14 protein-coding genes are annotated in these 18,371 nt (G+C 58.0%); 7 read left to right on the plus strand and 7 right to left on the minus strand.

The window, feature by feature from the left end; all coding sequences use genetic code 11:
- Window positions 1–8: 8 nt before the first annotated feature.
- The 3 genes from LG290_RS10435 to speB are packed head-to-tail and all read right to left on the minus strand — an operon-like array spanning window position 9 to window position 4,026.
- On the minus strand, window positions 9–1,628 hold the full coding sequence (locus LG290_RS10435) for a 5-guanidino-2-oxopentanoate decarboxylase (RefSeq protein ID WP_499834776.1): 1,620 nt from the start codon (window positions 1,626–1,628) through the stop codon (window positions 9–11).
- 11 nt (window positions 1,629–1,639) lie between these two features.
- Entirely contained in the window at window positions 1,640–3,025 is a 1,386-nt protein-coding gene (locus LG290_RS10440; protein ID WP_499834777.1) for a YjiH family protein, read from the minus strand.
- 50 nt (window positions 3,026–3,075) lie between these two features.
- On the minus strand, window positions 3,076–4,026 hold the full coding sequence (gene speB / locus LG290_RS10445; RefSeq protein ID WP_499834778.1) for an agmatinase: 951 nt from the start codon (window positions 4,024–4,026) through the stop codon (window positions 3,076–3,078).
- A 219-nt stretch (window positions 4,027–4,245) separates the two neighbouring features.
- On the opposite strand from speB, the gene LG290_RS10450 reads away from it, so the two are divergent.
- A complete protein-coding gene (locus LG290_RS10450) occupies window positions 4,246–5,664 on the plus strand; it encodes a sigma-54 interaction domain-containing protein (RefSeq protein WP_499834779.1) in 1,419 nt (472 codons plus the stop codon).
- 38 nt (window positions 5,665–5,702) lie between these two features.
- Here LG290_RS10450 and gabT read toward each other — a convergent pair whose 3' ends face one another.
- Both gabT and LG290_RS10460 read right to left on the minus strand, forming a co-directional pair.
- On the minus strand, window positions 5,703–6,974 hold the full coding sequence (gene gabT / locus LG290_RS10455; RefSeq protein ID WP_499834780.1) for a 4-aminobutyrate--2-oxoglutarate transaminase: 1,272 nt from the start codon (window positions 6,972–6,974) through the stop codon (window positions 5,703–5,705).
- Window positions 6,975–6,992: 18 nt separating this feature from the next.
- Entirely contained in the window at window positions 6,993–8,444 is a 1,452-nt protein-coding gene (locus LG290_RS10460; protein WP_499834781.1) for an NAD-dependent succinate-semialdehyde dehydrogenase, read from the minus strand.
- Between the two features lie 179 nt (window positions 8,445–8,623).
- Between LG290_RS10460 and LG290_RS10465 the strand changes: the two genes are divergently transcribed.
- Entirely contained in the window at window positions 8,624–10,048 is a 1,425-nt protein-coding gene (locus LG290_RS10465; RefSeq protein WP_499834782.1) for an aminotransferase-like domain-containing protein, read from the plus strand.
- Between the two features lie 124 nt (window positions 10,049–10,172).
- On the opposite strand, the gene LG290_RS10470 is transcribed toward LG290_RS10465, so the two are convergent.
- Window positions 10,173–10,784 carry a Spy/CpxP family protein refolding chaperone gene (locus tag LG290_RS10470; protein WP_499834783.1) on the minus strand — a complete coding sequence of 204 codons (612 nt, stop codon included), beginning with the start codon at window positions 10,782–10,784 and terminating at the stop codon, window positions 10,173–10,175.
- Between the two features lie 257 nt (window positions 10,785–11,041).
- Here LG290_RS10470 and LG290_RS10475 point away from each other — a divergent pair, with 257 nt between their 5' ends.
- Entirely contained in the window at window positions 11,042–11,713 is a 672-nt protein-coding gene (locus LG290_RS10475; protein WP_499834784.1) for a class I SAM-dependent methyltransferase, read from the plus strand.
- Between the two features lie 159 nt (window positions 11,714–11,872).
- A complete protein-coding gene (locus LG290_RS10480; protein WP_499834785.1) occupies window positions 11,873–13,198 on the plus strand; it encodes a peptidoglycan-binding protein in 1,326 nt (441 codons plus the stop codon).
- 300 nt (window positions 13,199–13,498) lie between these two features.
- Here LG290_RS10480 and LG290_RS10485 read toward each other — a convergent pair whose 3' ends face one another.
- On the minus strand, window positions 13,499–14,806 hold the full coding sequence (locus LG290_RS10485; protein WP_499834786.1) for an ATP-grasp domain-containing protein: 1,308 nt from the start codon (window positions 14,804–14,806) through the stop codon (window positions 13,499–13,501).
- A 392-nt stretch (window positions 14,807–15,198) separates the two neighbouring features.
- Here LG290_RS10485 and LG290_RS10490 point away from each other — a divergent pair, with 392 nt between their 5' ends.
- From LG290_RS10490 to LG290_RS10500, 3 genes are all read left to right on the plus strand, one after another.
- On the plus strand, window positions 15,199–16,164 hold the full coding sequence (locus LG290_RS10490; protein ID WP_499834787.1) for a zinc-binding metallopeptidase family protein: 966 nt from the start codon (window positions 15,199–15,201) through the stop codon (window positions 16,162–16,164).
- A gap of 152 nt (window positions 16,165–16,316) precedes the next feature.
- A complete protein-coding gene (locus LG290_RS10495) occupies window positions 16,317–17,333 on the plus strand; it encodes a hypothetical protein (protein ID WP_499834788.1) in 1,017 nt (338 codons plus the stop codon).
- Window positions 17,334–17,397: 64 nt separating this feature from the next.
- Window positions 17,398–18,339, plus strand: coding sequence for a 1-phosphofructokinase family hexose kinase (locus LG290_RS10500; RefSeq protein ID WP_499834789.1), 942 nt, complete (start codon window positions 17,398–17,400; stop codon window positions 18,337–18,339).
- Window positions 18,340–18,371: the final 32 nt, after the last annotated feature.

Here is an 18,371-nt window from a genome sequence, read left to right on the forward strand (position 1 = left end):
GAAGTATCCTAGTCTGAAAATGCGCACGCACGCTGCCAAGCAGCGGCATTTATTTCGATCAATAACGGCTTGGTGGGTACACGATCGGCTAATGCCTCGGCAAATGCTGCGGGGCTTTCCACCCGTAAGCCGGGGCAACCAAAACCTTCAGCCAGGGTGAGAAAGTTCGGCGCCTGAATATCCACGCCCAAGCGGGCAACACCGTTGGCATCCATGTAGCGGCGAATCTCTTCATAGCCCGCGTTGTGCCACAGCACAATCACCACCGGCAGGCGCTCCTCTACTGCCGTTGCCATTTCCGAGAGCGTAAACATCACCCCGCCATCGCCGACGAGCGCCACCACCGGCAGATCCGCCCGTGCCAGCTGCGCTCCTAACGCCGCCGGCAGCCCATAACCCAAGGTGCCGTAGCCGGTTGAGGCATTGAAGTAGCGCCTGGGCGCTGGCTGCGAGACCAAATGATTGCCGGCATACACCGGGGCCGTTGAGTCACCCACCAGTATCGCCTCGGGCAGGAGTTCGGCCAGCGTTGCATATAGCGGCACGAAGTCGCTAAAGGCAGGATCGCTTGGCAGATTAAGCGCGCTCAACGCCGCCGCCGTGCGCTGGGCGCCGTTGCGCGCTAATGGCTCGGGGAAGTGAGCAAGCAGAAGCTCTAGACTGCGCCCGGCATCGCCCACCAGCCCCAGCGTCACGCGCTGATTACGCACCAGCTGTTCGGGGTCGAGATCAATACGAATCAGCGTGCCATTGAGGTGAAAGCCACCGTCAAACACCACGTCGTAGTCGGTCTCGCCCAGCTCGGTACCCACTGCCAGAATCACATCGGCGCTGGCCGCCAGCTCGCGTACCGCAGGCAACGCGGCGTTAGCACCCAGATCCAAGGGGTGGTTGCGCCCTAACAGCCCCTTGGCGTTGATGGTGGTCACCGCGGGGGCATCAAGCTGCTCGACCAATGCCCGCGCTGCTTCCGGCGCTGCCACGCAGCCGCCGCCCAGCAGCACCAATGGCTGTTTCGCCATTTTTAATAAGCGGGCGGCCTCGGCAAGCCCCTCGGGGTCGGGTGCAGCGCGATAAAGCCTAGGCGCTTGCCAACTGGCAGGCACGCTAACCGGCACATCGAATAAATCGATGGGGATTTCAATATGCACCGGCCCCGGCCGCGCGCCGTTGAACACGGCAAAGGCCCGGGCCAGCACGTCTGGCAAGGTACTGGCGTCCAGCAGTGTATGGCTAAAGCGTGCCACACCACTGATCATCTGCTGCTGACTGGGCAATTCGTGCAGGCGTCCCTGACCCAGCCCCAAGGTATCGCGGCGGTTCACGCTGGAGATCACCAGCATGGGAATGGAATCGGCAAGGGCCTGACCCATGGCGGTGGCAATATTGGTCATCCCGGGCCCGGTGATAATCAGGCAAACACCCGGCTGGCCACTGGCGCGGGCATAGCCGTCGGCCATGAAACCCGCACCCTGCTCGTGGCGGGGGGTGACGTGGCGGATGTCAGCGGCCTCGCTCCCTTCCAGGCCACGATAGAGCTCGACGGTGTGCACCCCGGGGATACCGAAGATGGTATCCACCCCATAGGTGTCGCGCAGCAGTCGAATGAGCAGTTCTGCACAGGTCATTTGGAGGTCCCTCATCCCACTAGCCAATGGGCCATGACGACAATGATCGGCAAGGTGATGGCGGTGCGGATCAGGAAGATCGCCGCCAGCTCCCACAGCTTCAGCGGGATCTTGGACTTCAGCAGAAGAGCGCCGATTTCCGACATGTAGACCAGCTGGGTCAGCGACAGGCAGGCGATCACGAAGCGCGTCAGCTCGCTCTCGATGTTGCTGCCCAGTACCGCCGGCAGGAACATGTCGGCGAAGCCCACCAGGGTAGCGGGGGCCGCAGCCTCGGCTTCAGGCACGCCCATCCACTCCAGCACCGGCACCATGGGCATCGACAGCCAGGTGAAAATCGGCGTGAACTCGGCCAGGATCAGCGCCACGGTGCCGATGGCGATGACCAGCGGCAGCAGGCCGAAGAAGATATCGGCGACGTTGAACAGAGCGATGCGCACCAGCTGCCGCGGACCGGGAGCCTTCTCCGCGCGGGCCACGGCCATGCCCAGACTGTAGCGCAGCAGCCCCTGGTCACCGGTACGCTCTTCCTGCAGGCGGCAGCCCACCGGCTCATAGTAGGTGTTCGGCTTGAGCGACAACGGAGGTAACCGCGGCACGATCACGGCCGCCACCAGACCGGCGACCACCACCGTCAGGTAGAAAGGCACGAAGAGGTGGTTGATGCCGATGAAGGTGGTCACCAGGATCGCGAAGGCAATGGAAACGATGGAGAAGTTGGTGGCGATGGCCGCCGCCTCTCGACAATTATAGAAGCCCTTCTCGTACTGCTGGGTGGTGATCAGTACCCCCACGGTGCCCGACCCCATCCAGGAGGCCGTGGCATCGATGGCGCTTCGGCCCGGCAACCCGAAGATCCACCGGAAGGGTTTGCGAAGTAGGCTGCCGATGAACTCCATGAAGCCGAAGTCGACCAGGAAAGGCAGCAGTATGGCGGCGAAGAAGAAGAAGGTCAGGAGCACTGGTGCCAGGTCGTTAAGCATCACGCCACCCGTAAAGGGGGCGGTAACGAACTCGGGACCCACCTGAAAGTAGGTCATCAAGGCGAAGAGCGCACCAAGGGCTCGCATGACGACCCACACAGGCGCCACGTCGAACAGATCCTTCAGCATACCCTCGCTCGCCCAGCCAGGATGGGTCGACTTGACCACCAGGGTCAGGACCACGGACAGGCAGAGGACTACCGTCGCAATGGCCGGCAGGGTATCCCCCAGCAGGGCCTTGAGCCCATCGGCGGCGAAACCCATGCCGATGTTGATGGTATCGCCCATCGAGAACGGCACCAGGAACAGCAGAACACCAAGTATCGATGGCACCAGGAACTTGATCAGTCCATGCCGAGAGAGCGGTGCGCCCTCAAGTGCTATGTCGTCGGATGTATCAAGGGAGGATGGCATAAGGCACCTCAGATTGAATTATCGTTGTAGTGTTGGTCTGGCCGCGCATCTTAATCACCGCGTTTCACGCCCGGCAGTACACAAAGCATTTCATACAGCAGCGTGGCGCCCATAAGCGCAGTATTGCCGCTAGGGTCATAGGGCGGTGACACTTCCACTAGGTCTCCCCCCACAATGTTCAGGCCTGCCGCACCACGCACAATTTCCAACCCTTGGGTGGACGTCAGCCCGCCCATTTCCACCGTACCGGTGCCAGGGGCAACCGAGGGGTCCAGGCCATCGATATCGAAGCTGATATACACCGGGATGTCGCCCATCTGCTCGCGTACTTGCGCCATCAACGGCGCTAGCGAGCGATACCAGCACTCCTCGGCGGGCACGACGCGAAAGCCCTGCTCGCGACACCAATCGAAATCCTCAGCCGCGTAACCAGTCCCGCGCAGACCAATTTGCACCACCTTTCCATGGGCCAATAAGCCTTCTTCCTGGGCACGGCGAAAAGGCGTGCCATGCGCAATCGGCTCGCCGAACATATGCTCGTTCACATCGGCATGGGCATCGATATGAATCAACCCCACCGGGCCATGCTTTTTAGCCATGGCGCGCAGAATCGGCAGCGTCAGGGTGTGTTCGCCGCCGAGGGTTAGCGGAATGCAGCTGTGTTGGAGTACCTCATCATAAAACGCGGTGATGATGTCGACACTTTTCGGCAGATGAAAGGTATTGATCGGTACGTCACCGATGTCGGCCACTTGCAGGCTTTCAAAGGGTGCTGCGCGGGTCGCCATGTTATAGGGGCGTAGCATGCGCGACTCATCGCGGATCTGGCGCGGCCCAAGACGGGTACCAGGTCGGTTAGAAGTACCAATATCCATCGGGACGCCGATGAAAGCGGCATCCAGCCCGGCAGCATTCTCTTGGGTGGGCAGTCGCATCATGGTGGCGGGGCCGGCAAAGCGCGGCATGCTATTACCACCCAGCGGCTGATTGAATTCCGACATACACATCTCCTTGGTCTTGTTTTGAAATTATTGAGTCGCTCTGCAAGCGCTTTTAAACGCTCCCTGACTCTTTCAATGCACAGATCATGCCAAGACGTCGGGGCCGCAAAACAGGTAGGATTACTCACCATTCGATGCAAAAATGCATCAAATAAGCTATTCATTGATTCAAAAATGCATCGACGATTCATAATTGAATCGCTTAAGGAGCGTGTTGCGATGAGTGAAATCGACAAATGCGTGCTGCAGACGATCGTGGCGACAGCCAACGATCACTTCTTCATTGTCAGTGGCGATGGGCAGATATTGGATATTAGCCCTGGGGCCGAAGCGGTCTATGGGGTATCCCGGGAAGAACTGCTTTCCAGCAGCGTCCAGCAGTTGCAAGCCACGGGCGTGCTGAAGCCGTCAATTAGCATGGAAGTGATACGCACACGCAAGCCAACTCAGCTTATGCAGGTGACCGGGACCGGCCGCCGCGTCATCGCCGACGCCTACCCGGTGTTCGTGAATGGCAAGCTTGAGCGCATCATCAGCCGTTCGCGGGATTTAACCGACCTGCAGCTACTACAGGACGAATACGCCCTACTGCAGAAACGCTTTAGCGAACATTTGAAGCGCAGCCAAGCAGCCCCCGATGCGGAAGAACGGGCACTGGACGACGCACTCGACAACCTGCAGGTGAGAAGCAACATCATGCGTGAAATTGCGCTACTGCTTAAGCGGGTCGCGCCTTCTGACGCCAACGTTCTGATGCTCGGCGAATCCGGTGTCGGCAAGACTGCCTTTGCCAAACAGCTACACCGCTGGAGTCAGCGTTGTGACGGCCCTTTTATTGAGGTCAACTGTGCAGCGATTCCCGAGAATCTATTCGAATCCGAGATGTTCGGCTATCAGCCAGGTGCCTTCAGTGGTGCGGCGCGGCAGGGCAAAGCGGGACTATTGGAGCAAGCCGAAGGCGGCACGCTATTTCTCGATGAAATCGGCGAGTTGCCACTGCTGATGCAGACTAAACTGCTCAAAGTCATTCAAGATGGCAGCTTGACCCGCTTAGGCGATACGCGCCCACGTCGGGTAGATTTTCGCCTGGTGGTGGCCACCAATCAAAATCTGGGCAAGCAGGTAGAAGCCGGGCTGTTTCGTCTGGATCTTTATTACCGCCTCAACGTTATTCCCGTCACCCTGCCACCACTGCGCGACCGCCGGGAGGATATTCCCGACCTCGTCGAAGCCTGCCTGAAACGACTCAATCAGCGCTATGGGCGTCAAAAAATTCTCGATACCCGGGTTTGGTCGACGTTAATGGGGAGCGACTGGCCCGGCAACGTGCGCGAACTTGAAAACTGGCTGGAAAGAGCCTGGCTTTCAAGCCCCACCGATCAAATCGAGGTGCCCGCCTTCCATCCCCAGGCGGAGCACCACCCGACAAGCGTCCCGAGCGCCTCCCCCTTACCCAGCGCCGCCTCGCTAGAAACCCACGAAACACTCAAAGAGTATCTCGCCCGCCTGGAGCGTGAAACCCTTGAGGAGCTCAGCAAAACGCTGCCGAGCACCTATGCCATCGCCGAGCGACTCGGCATCAGCCAATCCAGCGTGGTCCGTAGGCTGCAGCGCTACTGCCTCAAGGTCGCCAAATAATAACCAACAGCGAGTGATGTGCAGGATGCAGCCGAGGATTAGCTGATGGCTTCCAGCGATTGCTCGATAATACTCAAGCCCTCTTCCAGTACAGCGGAAGACACTGTGAGCGGTACCAGAATCCGGATGCTGTTGCCGTAGAAGCCACAGGAAAGAAGAATCAAGCCTTTCTCGCGCGCTTTGGCACACACTTGCTGGGTCAGTTCTGGGGAAGGTTTGCCTTCGCTATCGAGCAGTTCAAAGGCGGCCATGGCGCCTAGCTGGCGACCATGAGCCACGGCGGGTAAACGTTGCTCCCAAACAGCAAAACGCTCGGCCAGCATCTTGCCCATCTGCTCGCTACGCGCCAGGATATCTTCCTCTTCGATAACCTCGATCACCGCCAGCGCTGCCGCACACGAAAGCGGGTTGCCGCTGTAGGTGCCGCCCAGGGAGTTAGGACCGGAGGCATCCATGAGCTTGGCCGTGCCTACCACCGCAGACAGCGGCATGCCATTGGCCAGGCTCTTGGCGGTGGTCAGAAGATCCGCCTCGATGCCGCTGTGTTCCAGGGCAAACAGCTTGCCGGTGCGGGCAAAGCCCGACTGCACTTCATCGGCGATCAGCAAGATGCCGTGCTCGTCACACAGCGCCCGCAGCGCTTTGAGGTAATCCGGTGAGGCAATGTAGAAGCCGCCCTCGCCCTGTACCGGCTCGATCACAATGGCGGCGGTGCGGTGCGGGGCAATGTCGGTCTTGAACAACGTGCGAATGGCGTTCAGCGAGGCCTCTTCGCTGATACCGTGCAGCGGGTTGGGGAACGGTGCGCGGAACACATCGCCCGGCATCGGACCGAAGTCGTTCTTGTAGGGCAGCACCTTGCCGGTCATCGCCAGGGTCATCATGGTGCGGCCATGGAAGGCGCCATCGAAGGTGATGATGCCGGTCCGCCCGGTGGCCGCGCGGGCGATCTTCACCGCGTTTTCCAGCGCTTCGGCGCCGGTATTGACCAGCATCGCCTTGCGTTCGGGGCCGCGTACGGGTGTCAATTCACAGAGCTTTTGGCACAGCTGCACGTAGGGCGCGTAGGAAATCACCGCCGCGCTGGTGTGCATGACTTTCTTGAGCTGCGCTTCCACCGCGGCGACGATCTTCGGATGGCGATGGCCGAGGTTAAGCACGCCAATGCCACCGGCAAAGTCGATCCAGCGGTTGCCGTCGGCATCCCACAGTTCGGCGTTTTCGGCGTACTCGGCAAACTGGGTGGTCGGCGTCGCGGCACCGTTGGCCACGAAGCGGTCTTTCAGTGCGTTCAGTTCCTGGTTTGTCATTTCTCGTTACCTTTTTATTTAAAGACCGCCGACACAGACGTACTTCAGTTCGGTAAATTCATCCAAGCCATGATGAGAGCCTTCACGGCCCAGCCCTGACTCTTTTACGCCGCCAAACGGCGCCAGCTCGGTGGAGATCAGCCCTTCATTGACCCCCACCATGCCGTACTCCAACTGCTCCATGGTGTGCCAAATGCGACGGTAGTCGGTGGCGTAGAAGTAGGCCGCCAAGCCAAACGGCGTGGCGTTGGCCATTTCAATGGCTTCTTCATCGCGCTTAAAGCGAAATACTGGTGCCACGGGGCCGAAGGTCTCTTCATCGGCCACCGCCATGCGGGTAGTCACATCGGCCAGCACGGTGGGCGTAAAGAAACGCTCGCCTGCGGCATGGGGTTCGCCGCCGCAGAGTAAGCGCGCGCCCTGGTTTACGGCGTCGTCTACGTGGCGCTGCACCTTGTCTACTGCTGCCTGGTTGATCAGCGGGCCAATGCTGCTGCCCTCGGTCAAGCCGTCACCCACTTTCAGCGCCTTCACACGCTCGGTGAGCTTAGCGACAAAGGCGTCATAGATGCCGTCCTGCACCAGGAAGCGGTTGGTGCATACGCAGGTCTGTCCGGCGTTGCGGAATTTAGAAACAATGGCGCCTTCCACGGCGGCATCTAAATCAGCATCGTCAAACACGATAAACGGGGCATTGCCGCCCAGTTCCATGGCGGTTTTCTTCACCGTGCTGGCGCACTGGGCGAGCAGGCGCTTACCTACCGGGGTCGAGCCGGTAAACGAGACTTTGCGCACCCGCGAATCGGTGGTCAGTACGTCACCCACGGCTGCCGGAGAAGAGGCAGTAACGACGTTGAGCGTGCCGGGGGGCAGACCGGCTTCGAGGGCCAAATAGGCGGCGGCCAGGGCGGTGAGCGGCGTGGCTTCGGCGGGTTTTATCACCACGGTGCAGCCAGCGGCCAGGGCCGGGGCGCACTTACGGGTGATCATCGCCAGCGGGAAGTTCCACGGAGTAATGGCCGCCACCACGCCGATCGGCTCGCGCAGCACCAGCAAGCGCTTGTCCGCCCCGTGGCTGGGCAGCGTTTCCCCGGCCATGCGCTTGGCTTCTTCGGCAAAAAACTCGATAAACGATGCGCCGTAGGTGACTTCGCCCCGCGCCTCGGCCAACGGCTTGCCTTGCTCTAATGTCATCAGACGAGCAAGCTCATCGGCGTGTTGCGTAATCAACTCAAACCAGCGGCGCAGTAGTGCTGAACGCTGTTTCACCGGGGTAGCCCGCCAGGCTGGCCCTGCTGCATAAGCTGCAGCCACCGCATCACGGGCGTCATCGGCGTCCATATCGGCCACCCGGGCAATTGCTTCACCAGTGGCGGGATTATCCACGGGGAAGGTGTGCTTGCCGGTACGCCACTCATCGCCAACCAGGGCGGGTACCGCATCGTGAAGCCACTGTTCGATAAAGCTCATGCTGCTCTCCTGAGTCGCGTTCTGGACTGGCAACGTAACAGTGAAAGGCACAGCCACACATGCACCACTTCCAAGTTGGACCAGACCACTTTCATATTGGAAACTCAGGCAAAAAAGAGACGGTCAGGCGCTCGCTGGAACGATCCCTACGACAACGTTGAGAGTGAGAATAGGACGGCATGGAACAAGAAACAGTACTGCAACAGCTGGATAATCTTTACAGCCGACAGTCCTCAACATTGAGTAAGCAAGTACGCGTTGAGCAGACACTAAGGCAGGCGATTACACAAAAATGGTCAAGTGCTACGCGTCTTCCCGGGCACAGGGCGCTTGCCGAGACGCTGAGAATCTCCAGGCATACCCTCGCAAGGGCAATCAATACATTAATTAAAGAGGAGCTTTTAGTAACGCACCACGGCAAGGGTACCTGGTCGAGCTACCGCGCTTCTGCTATTGCTATCCCCTCGGAAACACCGGTGCCCCGCCTCTCTTTAAGGGCTCAGCGTGTTCTCCGAGACCCCGGGGCCGGCATGGTGCAAAATGGCTCTTTCGTGCCGGGCATTCCTGACATAACCAAGTTCCCGATTCGTAAATGGCGCCAGCTGTACGCTAGCGTGACAGTGCCCCAGAATGCCCTATTGCTCTCTTACTCCACCGGTGGTTATGGGCCTCTCAAGCGGGCCATTCGCGATTTTTTACAGCGCTGGCGGCGCATTGATTGCGATATCGAACAAATCATCATTACTGACGGAACCCATAACGGGATTCAGCTTTGCGCCATGGCTCTCGCCGATGCAGGGGATACGGTGGCAATGGAATCGCCCTGCTACTGGGGGGCGCGAAAAGTGTTTACCTCCTCCAACCTTGAGCTTGAAATGATTCCATGGGCACCTGGCAAGGGCCATCTGCTACCCGAGTCACCCAAACCAATTCAGTTAGCCTACCTGATGGGGGGGCATCATTATCCCCTTAGCGTACCCACGTGCATCGAGGACAAGCGCCATTTATGCCAAGCGCTAAGCCCAGCCTATATTATTGAAGATGACTACGAGTTCAGTCAGGACGATCACATCAACCTGCTCTTTGATGCCCGATCTGACCGGCATATATTAGCGAGTTCTTTTTCTAAAATGATCTTCCCCGGCTTACGTCTAGGGTACCTGGTGGTTCCGAAACACCTCGCCTCGCCTATCAACCGATTGCGCAGTGAACTTTTTCGAGAAGGCCGCATGCTTGATCAGGCAGTGCTGGCACAATTCATGTTCAATGGCGACCTGGATGCGTGGTGCCAGCGCATACAAAGGGAGTACCTGGGACGCCAGCAAGTCGTTCACGACCATCTCAAGACATTACCCAACGTGCGCTATATCTCGCCGCCCAGCCATGCCATCAGCCTATGCATTGAGTTTGAATCCCAGATTGACGACGTAGTTATTGCCAAGTCACTTCTTAAGGAACACCTGGTGGTACGGCCGTTAAGCACCGTATGCTCGGATACAGATCAGCGTTCAGGGCTCATCATGGGAGTTGGCATGCTTTCGGGCGATACGTTGAAGCATGAAGTTAAACGTTTAATAAGTCACCTCAGTGTATTTCTCAAATGACGGGGTTCTACGGTCAAGGCGTTATATCCCCGCACGAAAGTATTCTGCATTGCATAGGCAATCTAAACGGCATAAGGCATAGCGGTGCCCGCCGAGCGACGGGCACCGAGTATATGCCCCGACATTACTGCGCGGCGTTGCCCCGCTGCATCTGCTCGCGCTGCTCGTCAGTCAGCAGGTCCTGCATCTGGTTATGCATGCGCACCTTGTCCGCCATCATCTCGCCGCGCAGGGTGGCCATCTGACCATGAAGAGCTTTAACCTCCTCCGGATCAGGGCGTTCCGCCCGCATCAAGCTCATCATGTCGTCACGCAGGTTCATCATCTCGCCCATACGCTCGAACTGGGCAGAACGATGCGCCTGGCGCATCTCGCGCAGGGAGCTCAACTGCTCCTCGTCGAGTATTTCGGCCATGTTGCCCATCATCCCGGGTCCCATGCCGCCTTGGTCACCCATCATCATCCCGGGTCCCATGCCGCCTTGGTCACCCATCATCATCCCGGGTCCCATGCCGCCTTGGTCACCCATCATCATGCCGGGGCCCATGCCGCCCTGGCCGCCCTGGCCGCCCATCATCATGCCGGGGCCCATGCCGCCTTGGCCGCCCATCATCATGCAGGGACCCATGCCGCCTTGACCGCCCTGAGACATTCCCTGAGCGGAAGCGGCACCGCTGGCAACGATGCCCAAGCCGGCGGCCAGCGTGATGGCGATTAGCGGTTTGTACTTGACCATGGTCTTTCTCCTCATCTTGCTGATGGCAAAAACACCGCCTCTTAGGTTGGGAAAGGCGCTGTGAACATTCATTATGAGCTTACAACCTACGCGTAGCCCCAAAGTCAAGGTAGTAGGCTCAAGAACTAATCGCAATGCTATTGTAAATTCGAGGCCTAAGCTCACAGATACCTGGTGATCGCCTACCCATTGGCCGGCAGGCAGAGACGATGTCGATACGCACCTAAGCATGCCGCCACATATTGAGGAGAAAGCAGATGACAACCAAGGCCTACTGGGAAGCAGTGTACCGAGACAAGGCGCAGGATGCGGTTAGCTGGTATCGCCCGCACCTGGAGAAGTCGATACAGCTCATCGAAGTCGCAGCACCAGATCATGGGGCAGCCATCATTGATGTGGGTGGCGGCGAGTCAACGCTGGTCGATGATCTATTGCTGCGCGGCTATCGGGATATCAGCGTTCTGGATATCTCCCCCTTGGCGCTCCAGGTGGCGCGGCAACGCCTGGGAAACGCTGCCAACACCGTAAAGTGGCTTGTCGGTGACGTCACCCAGGCGAACCTTCCCGGGCAGCGTTATGACGTCTGGCATGACCGTGCGGTATTTCACTTTCTCGTCGATCCGGAGCAGCGCGCGGCTTATGTCCAGCAAGTGCTGCACAGCCTGGCTCCCAACGGCCACCTGGTGATGGCTACCTTCGGGCCTGAGGGCCCTCAGCAGTGCAGTGGGCTTGAAACCGTCCGCTACGATACCAGGCGGTTGAGTGAACAGCTTGGGCCTCGCTTCGAGCTGATCGACCATAGCCTTGAATACCACCGGACACCAGGAGGCAGCATCCAACAGTTCCTGTACGCCTGCTTCAGAAAGACAGGACAAGACCCGCGGTCTCGATTCAAAGACTCCGTGGATAAAACAGTTCCTGAGTATTGACGCACTTGCTCGTCCTGAAAGGACTCAATCTGATCATTATTGTCTATATTGCGGGGCAGCCGTTATCGTGTTGGTAATTTCATCCGTTCTCGGTCTTCGTTGAGCCTCACCTCAGAGGCTGAAGGTCGAAGATGCCACCCAATTTACTGGAGACGCCCCATGAGTATCATCAAAAAATTTGCATTTCTGCTCCTTCTGTCCGGTCACGCCGCGCTGGCCAGCGCCGATTACGCCGACGGCATGCGCTATTACGAGCAACAGGAGTACCGCCAGGCACTGCAGGAATTCGGCGACGCAGCCCGTAGCGGTGATGCCGATGCTCAGTACATGCTAGGCCGCCTGAATGAGGCCGGCAACGGAACCACCCAGAATTTTGTACAGGCCCACAAGTGGTACAACCTGGCCGCGGCCCGCGGTCACCGCCATGCCGGCGAGGCACGCGATGCGCTGGCCGAACGCATGACATCCGAACAGATCGCCAGGGCGCAGCAGGCGGCACATGGCTGGCAGCCGGAAGAACAGCCGGAAGAGGCACCTTCTTCACAGACGACACCGCAATCGCGGCCCGACATCGAGACCCTGACGGATCGGCAAGGCGTGGCCGAGATACAGCGCGAGCTCAATCGCCTCGGCTATGACGCCGGCCCGGTGGATGGCGCCATGGGAAGCCGTACCCGCAACGCGATACGCCAGTATCAGGCCGATATGGACATTGACCGGAACGGCCGCGCATCGTCTGACCTGCTGAAACGCTTGCGCCAGACAGAGAAGGAAGAGGTGGCCGCGCCCTCTGAGCCGCAACCCGACGCCTCGTCTCAGGTCGCCCTGCAGGAGAACTTCAGCGACGGTGATTACCGTCGCAATCCCTCCTGGACGGTACTCAGCGGCGACTTTGAGGTCGATGAGAATGGATTGCGCAGCATCGTGGAGACTCAACGGGCGACCAGTCGCAACTCGCGCGGTCTCAGCTCCGATCGTCCGGAGGAGATCGGCTTGGCCATGCTGGAACTGATCCTCGATCAGACGGGCAATGCCAGGCAGGACGAAGTACCCACCCCCGTGGAGCCGGCAAAGATCTTCGTCAATGCGCCCGTCGACAACGCTTTCAGGATGGAGTTGGAACTCGCCTCCCGCCAGCAGCCGGGCAGCCTGGAACTGGGGCTCTTCCAGGATAACCGGCCCGATGGAACCGGCTACCGCCTGGTTTACTCTGCCGGCTCGCGCCCGGGACTCAGCCTGGTCAGGCTGATTTCCGGAAGCCCCGAGATCGTGGCACGCCACGACGGCAGGCTCGACCTCGAGGATGGCCGGTTCCACAGCATCGTCTGGACTCGTGACGAGAACGGGCAGATGGAGGTTCAGGTGGACGGCCGGCGCCTGCTGCGCGTGCAGGACAACAGCCTGCGCGACCCCTTCGAGGGCTTCGTGCTGGCAAACCAAGGAGGCGATTACACCCTAAGTCAGCTGCAGCTCCAGGATCACTGAGCCGGGCAGCCGCATCTTTTCATAGGTGCCGAGTTCCGGATAATCACTCGTCTGGAACTCGGCAAGGGCGGTCTCAAACTCAAAATACAAGCACAAGCACCAGCACCATTCCGATACATCTGCAAGAAACTCATCCGCATGGCATACGGCTACGCCTTCGGCGGGCAAGCCATTCCACCATCAATCAACCGCGGACGACTGGGGAGCAACGCGCAGGGCGCGTGTATCAGCATCCAGAGTTGTAACATTTCTGATGCTGATACACGCGCCCATAGATAAACGTATTGCTTTGCTGGACCTTTAGACGTAGAAGTCCAGCTCTTCTTGAGATTTCAGCAGATCCCGCATCTTGATGGGATCGTCGCCAAAGAAGAATATCAGGCCCCAATGAGTACCGAACGCCGACCTGTCAGGAACAGTCTCCTCTGTTGGCGCAACCAATTCATGTGACACGAAATAAGGATGCTCAATCGTTTCTTTGGGCATTTCCAGCTTGCTGACCACACGACGGCGTGGATACACGCCAAAGCAACCTGCATAACCCTTCGCGTCGACAACTTCGCGGGGGAAGAAAGCATCGACTTCCTCTTTGGTGCTTTTAGGATCAAACACCAGCATCGACGCCTGGTAGGCATTGAAGCCGTAGGCCATCTCGATAAGCTCGAACGCCTTGAATCCGGGCGGACGGTAAGCGACTTCACCAAAGTACATCTCACCGTCCGCAGTGACGAAGTACTCGGGGTGAATCAAGCCAAACTTGATATCGAACGTCTTGATCAGCAACTCGATCTGCTTGGTGATTGCGTTACGCCAACTCTCGAGTTGCTCGGTAGCGGGCACGAACACCGAATAGCCCAGCGTTACATATTCAGAAATATTGAGAAACTTGATTTTGCCATCGTGGATCCAAGCCTCAACGGCAAACTCCCAGCCATCCAGATGACTTTCCATCAGCAAGGGATATTCTTCCGCCGGAATGGCGTCAATTTCTTCTATCTTGCGAATCATTCGGTGACCCAGGCAGCCGGCCTTGTCGAATGCCTTGACGTGAATCGGGTCGTCCGGGTCACCATCAAGTTTGAGCAGCGTCTGGTTGACGCGCTTCATGAAGCGAATGATGTCTTCTTTCTCGTGCGCCTCCTCGAAGATCCCGACGCGAATACCGCCAAGCTGAGCACGGCGCTTCATCAGGGCCTTGTCACGGAACAGAATGGACTGCCCGTACATACGCGGGCTGTCGAGGAGGACAGAGTTGATGGCACCGGACCACTCGACGGTTTCCTCGAATAGCGGTATGGCGACATCAACGCCTTCTTCCTTAAGCCTTTTAGCAATCTCCATGGACCGGTCATTCAACCGGGTAAAATCCCAGGGGATGAAAGGTATGTTGTTTGCGGTGCAGAAATCAGCAGCCCAATCCGGAGCAACAACGACATAGCGGCGGTCGAACTTTTGCGCAGCCTTGATCGCATTGACACTCCAGCCAAGCAGGGCGATATAACCCTTGTTGGGATCCTTAGGAGTCTCGGTTCCTTTAACCGAATCCATCTCCGGATCACGCCAGGCTGCTACGGCTTCGGGTAATTGTTTTTCTGATGTTATCGACATTCGATGTCTCCTTGCTGGTTAACCCAGACTGACTGCGCCGATATTGGAGCGCAACAGGTGAACTGAGCCGCATACAATATTTTTCAGAGGCGGTTGAGCAAACCAGCACTAGCGAAGTATTAAGCGCACCCCCATCCTATGACCAAGCTAGTCGACTCAGTTACAAATAGCAATTAAGCTGTAGGATTGCTGATGAATGGCTGTAGAGGTTTTCTCGCTGCCAAGGGTCTAGAACTTCTATAGCTAACTTGACCATCAGGGACCCTACATATACTACTATATGAAGCATTGTGAGCTATCTTATTGACCAGCATAGCGTTGTATAAACTTCTAGACTTTTCAGGAATGTCGCCCCCACACTAAGCTTTCCTCTCTGATGAGATACCTGACTTATGCGAGTTTTTTCAAACCCGGTCGGCTCCGGTTCACTCTGGTTTGACAACCTGGTTACTGCCGATGGCTTCCCGGTTGCTTACGACCCGCAGGCGCGAGCTTTCCTTCCCGTGCCGCCTTTCTGCGCCAACCGTGAGGTCATCGGTTGCAACTGGATCGCTCCCCAACAGGGTGCTTTCTGTCGATCGTGCGCCATGACGGCGTTGGCTCCCGACCCCTCGATCCCCAACGCAATCCCCAACTGGGCACAGACCGAAGCTGCCAAGCGCTGGGTGATCGATAATCTCGGGCGCTGGCATTGGTTCCGGCCAGAGGATCCTGGCGCGCCGCCGGTATTTCACATGCTTGCCGAAGGGGCAACCCCGGTACCCATGGGGCATGTGGGAGGTGTGGTGACAATCAGTGTGGCTGAGGCAGACCCGGTTCTAAGCACTACTCGGCGCGAGGCGCTGGAAGAGCCCTATCGCACCATGATCGGTCATATGCGCCACGAGATTGCGCATATGTTGTGGTGGCGTTTGAGCCTGCGTGATGACTTTCTGGATGCTTTCAGAGAGATGTTCGGTGACGAGCGCACGGACTACCCTGCCGCCCTGCAGCGTCACTACCATGACGGCCCGCCACCTGACTGGAGGCAAAGGTTCTTGACGACCTACGCCTCCGCACACCCCCACGAGGACTGGGCAGAAACCGCCGCACACCTGCTGCACCTGACCGACATTACCGATAGCTTTGTCGCGGCAGGTTTATCCTCGCCGGAGTTGCCGCATCCGGGCTGGGATGCCTATGCCGAGCCGGATGCCGAGCGCCTGATTCATATCGCAGCGTCACTGGTTGCCGGAGTCAATCATGTCAACCGCTCCATGGGATTGTCGGATCTCTATCCTTTTGTGCTGTCCGATGTGGCACTGCGCAAGCTTGCTTTCGTACATGACTGGTTGCGCCGAGGTGCACAGGGCCGTTGATGTTTTCATTGCTACCGCGTTGCCATGGGTAATGTTGAAGCAAAGCAATCCGGTAGTGAAAATCGGGTATCACATAAAACGCCAATTCCATACCGGGGTGTCCGTCGACAAGAACCTGGGATTCAGTGAGCTGTTACAGGAGGAAGTTATCTATGACGTCATCGGCAACCATTCAATTGAAGGTCAGCAATGCGATTCCGCCGGGTAACGAACAGGAGACCCGTGAGATTATCGAGTTCTGGCACCAGGCCAATGCCTTCTTCACAAATCTGCGTTTTACGGCCCAGGGGCAGCTCAACGGCTTGGCGGATTCCTACCGCGTCGGCCTGGACGCCGGAGAGCTGATTGCCGCAATGGAAAACGCTAGTGACCAGTCCGGCTCGTTCTCCAGGCACCAATTGGCCCATGTGGATGACCCTGCCAAAGTCATCGCGGCCGGACTAGCCGTTACCGTCTCTGCGCAGGATCACGCCACGACAGAGGAAGAGAGTTACCAGGTGGCCACCGTTTTTATCCAGCAGCTGGTGATAGCGGTCAATCTGCTCAGGCCCGGCGCCATCCAGCTTCTCGATACCCGATTTGCCGGCGAAGGTGCCCACAAGTACGAGGCGCAGAATTACGATTCCAGAATTTATTACGGTGCCTTGAAAGCTTCGCAGGAAAACCAGTGGCCCTCATTAAAAAAGCTGTCCCTTGAAGAAGTATGGGCCTGGCTGGAAGATACTGAAAGCAGCCGGACCGATACCGCCATAAAAAGCATCAACAAGGTGCTATTCACCCTGCTGAAAGTGGCCGAGCAGCGCCACGAATACAGCGCCAGAACGGCGCTGCTGGTGATGTATCAACTGGAAATACTGCTTGAGTGCCGGCAGATCGACTCCCTATCCGACCTTCGCCACCGTACCACTATGATTTTGGGCGACTTTTCCGAAACTGCCGACCACCTTTCGGAGTTGCACGAGGCCCGCAACGGTCTGGTCATGGCCAGTGTACCAGTGCACCGCCCGCCCTTGATCTGCCACACTACAGAGCATGCTCTTTGGCAACAGACCGGGCAGCATCATTCCGCTGTAGAATCGAGCACCGCCCTTGTCCTGGCCCTTCTCCATGATCTTATTGCCCATAGAGCACAGCGCTACAAATTCTCAGAGACCATGGCCCGGGATTGAAGCGAACTGAAAAGCCGTTGAAGAATGGAAGCTGTCTTATTTCGAGCAACTGGAGGAATGAGCTATGAGTAACGTAGCGACAGTGACGATGAATCCAACCGTCGACCTCTTCGCAGAAACCGGGGAATTGGTGGAGAACGGCAAGACCCGCTGCCGCAACACCGCCTATGAACCCGGAGGAGGCGGCATCAATGTGGCCCGTAACCTGCACCGCTTCGGCATAGATGTGGTGGCGATTCTCACCACAGGCGGCCTGCAGGGTGAATTGCTGAAACGACTCCTGGACCGCGAGATGTTTTCCGTGCATTGCGTCGACATCGAAGAAGAGACCCGGCAAAGCCTTGCGGTCACGGAGAAGGCCAGCGGCAAGCTCTTTCATCTGGTTTTCCCCGGCCCCGAATTGCAGGAATCCGAGTGGCAGCGGTGCCTCGATACGTTCAAAGCACTGGAACCGACGCCCGATTACCTGGTGCTCAGCGGCAGCCTGCCGGGTGGCGTGCCGGATGATTTTTACGGCAACCTGGCGCGCTCGGCCGTCGATGGGGGAACCAGGGTAATACTGGATACGTCCGGCAAGGCTCTTCCCTCTTCCAAGGGAAAGGGCATTTATCTCACCAAACTCAACTTCAGAGAATTCGTCGACCTGGGATATTCCGGTTCCGAGGACTACTCCAGCATACTGGAGGCAATGAGACAAATGGCGGACCAGGGTTTTGCCGACAACCTGATTGTCACTCTGGATGCTGACGGTGCCCTCCTCGCCTCCAGTGCCGGTGAGAAGCTTCACGCCCGCCCTCCCGAGACCCGAGTGATCAGTCACGTCGGCGCCGGAGACAGCTTCGTTTCCGCTCTGGTCCACCAGCTTGACTGTGGCAAAACGGTGGCCGAGGCATTTCCCTATGGCGTGGCCGCCGCCGCCGCCAAGGTCGGCACGCCGGGTAATCAGCTCATGGATCTCGAAAAGGTTGAATCCATCGCCGAAAAGGTGACGATTCGCGTCAAATAAACACTATTGTGTCTTCTATACTTCTGTCTTCT

This window comes from Halomonas sediminis, assembly GCF_044871105.1.
GTDB classification, from domain to species: domain Bacteria; phylum Pseudomonadota; class Gammaproteobacteria; order Pseudomonadales; family Halomonadaceae; genus Vreelandella; species Vreelandella zhuhanensis.

Coding starts and splice junctions, on each gene's coding strand:
- LG290_RS10490 (WP_499834787.1), top strand. CDS start 15,199: ATGCGAGTTTTTTCAAACCCGGTCGGCTCCGGTTCACTCTGGTTTGAC.
- LG290_RS10470 (WP_499834783.1), bottom strand. CDS start 10,784: ATGGTCAAGTACAAACCGCTAATCGCCATCACGCTGGCCGCCGGCTTG.
- LG290_RS10495 (WP_499834788.1), top strand. CDS start 16,317: ATGACGTCATCGGCAACCATTCAATTGAAGGTCAGCAATGCGATTCCG.
- gabT (WP_499834780.1), bottom strand. CDS start 6,974: ATGACAAACCAGGAACTGAACGCACTGAAAGACCGCTTCGTGGCCAAC.
- LG290_RS10440 (WP_499834777.1), bottom strand. CDS start 3,025: ATGCCATCCTCCCTTGATACATCCGACGACATAGCACTTGAGGGCGCA.
- LG290_RS10500 (WP_499834789.1), top strand. CDS start 17,398: ATGAGTAACGTAGCGACAGTGACGATGAATCCAACCGTCGACCTCTTC.
- LG290_RS10485 (WP_499834786.1), bottom strand. CDS start 14,806: ATGTCGATAACATCAGAAAAACAATTACCCGAAGCCGTAGCAGCCTGG.
- LG290_RS10460 (WP_499834781.1), bottom strand. CDS start 8,444: ATGAGCTTTATCGAACAGTGGCTTCACGATGCGGTACCCGCCCTGGTT.
- LG290_RS10435 (WP_499834776.1), bottom strand. CDS start 1,628: ATGACCTGTGCAGAACTGCTCATTCGACTGCTGCGCGACACCTATGGG.
- speB (WP_499834778.1), bottom strand. CDS start 4,026: ATGTCGGAATTCAATCAGCCGCTGGGTGGTAATAGCATGCCGCGCTTT.
- LG290_RS10465 (WP_499834782.1), top strand. CDS start 8,624: ATGGAACAAGAAACAGTACTGCAACAGCTGGATAATCTTTACAGCCGA.
- LG290_RS10475 (WP_499834784.1), top strand. CDS start 11,042: ATGACAACCAAGGCCTACTGGGAAGCAGTGTACCGAGACAAGGCGCAG.
- LG290_RS10450 (WP_499834779.1), top strand. CDS start 4,246: ATGAGTGAAATCGACAAATGCGTGCTGCAGACGATCGTGGCGACAGCC.
- LG290_RS10480 (WP_499834785.1), top strand. CDS start 11,873: ATGAGTATCATCAAAAAATTTGCATTTCTGCTCCTTCTGTCCGGTCAC.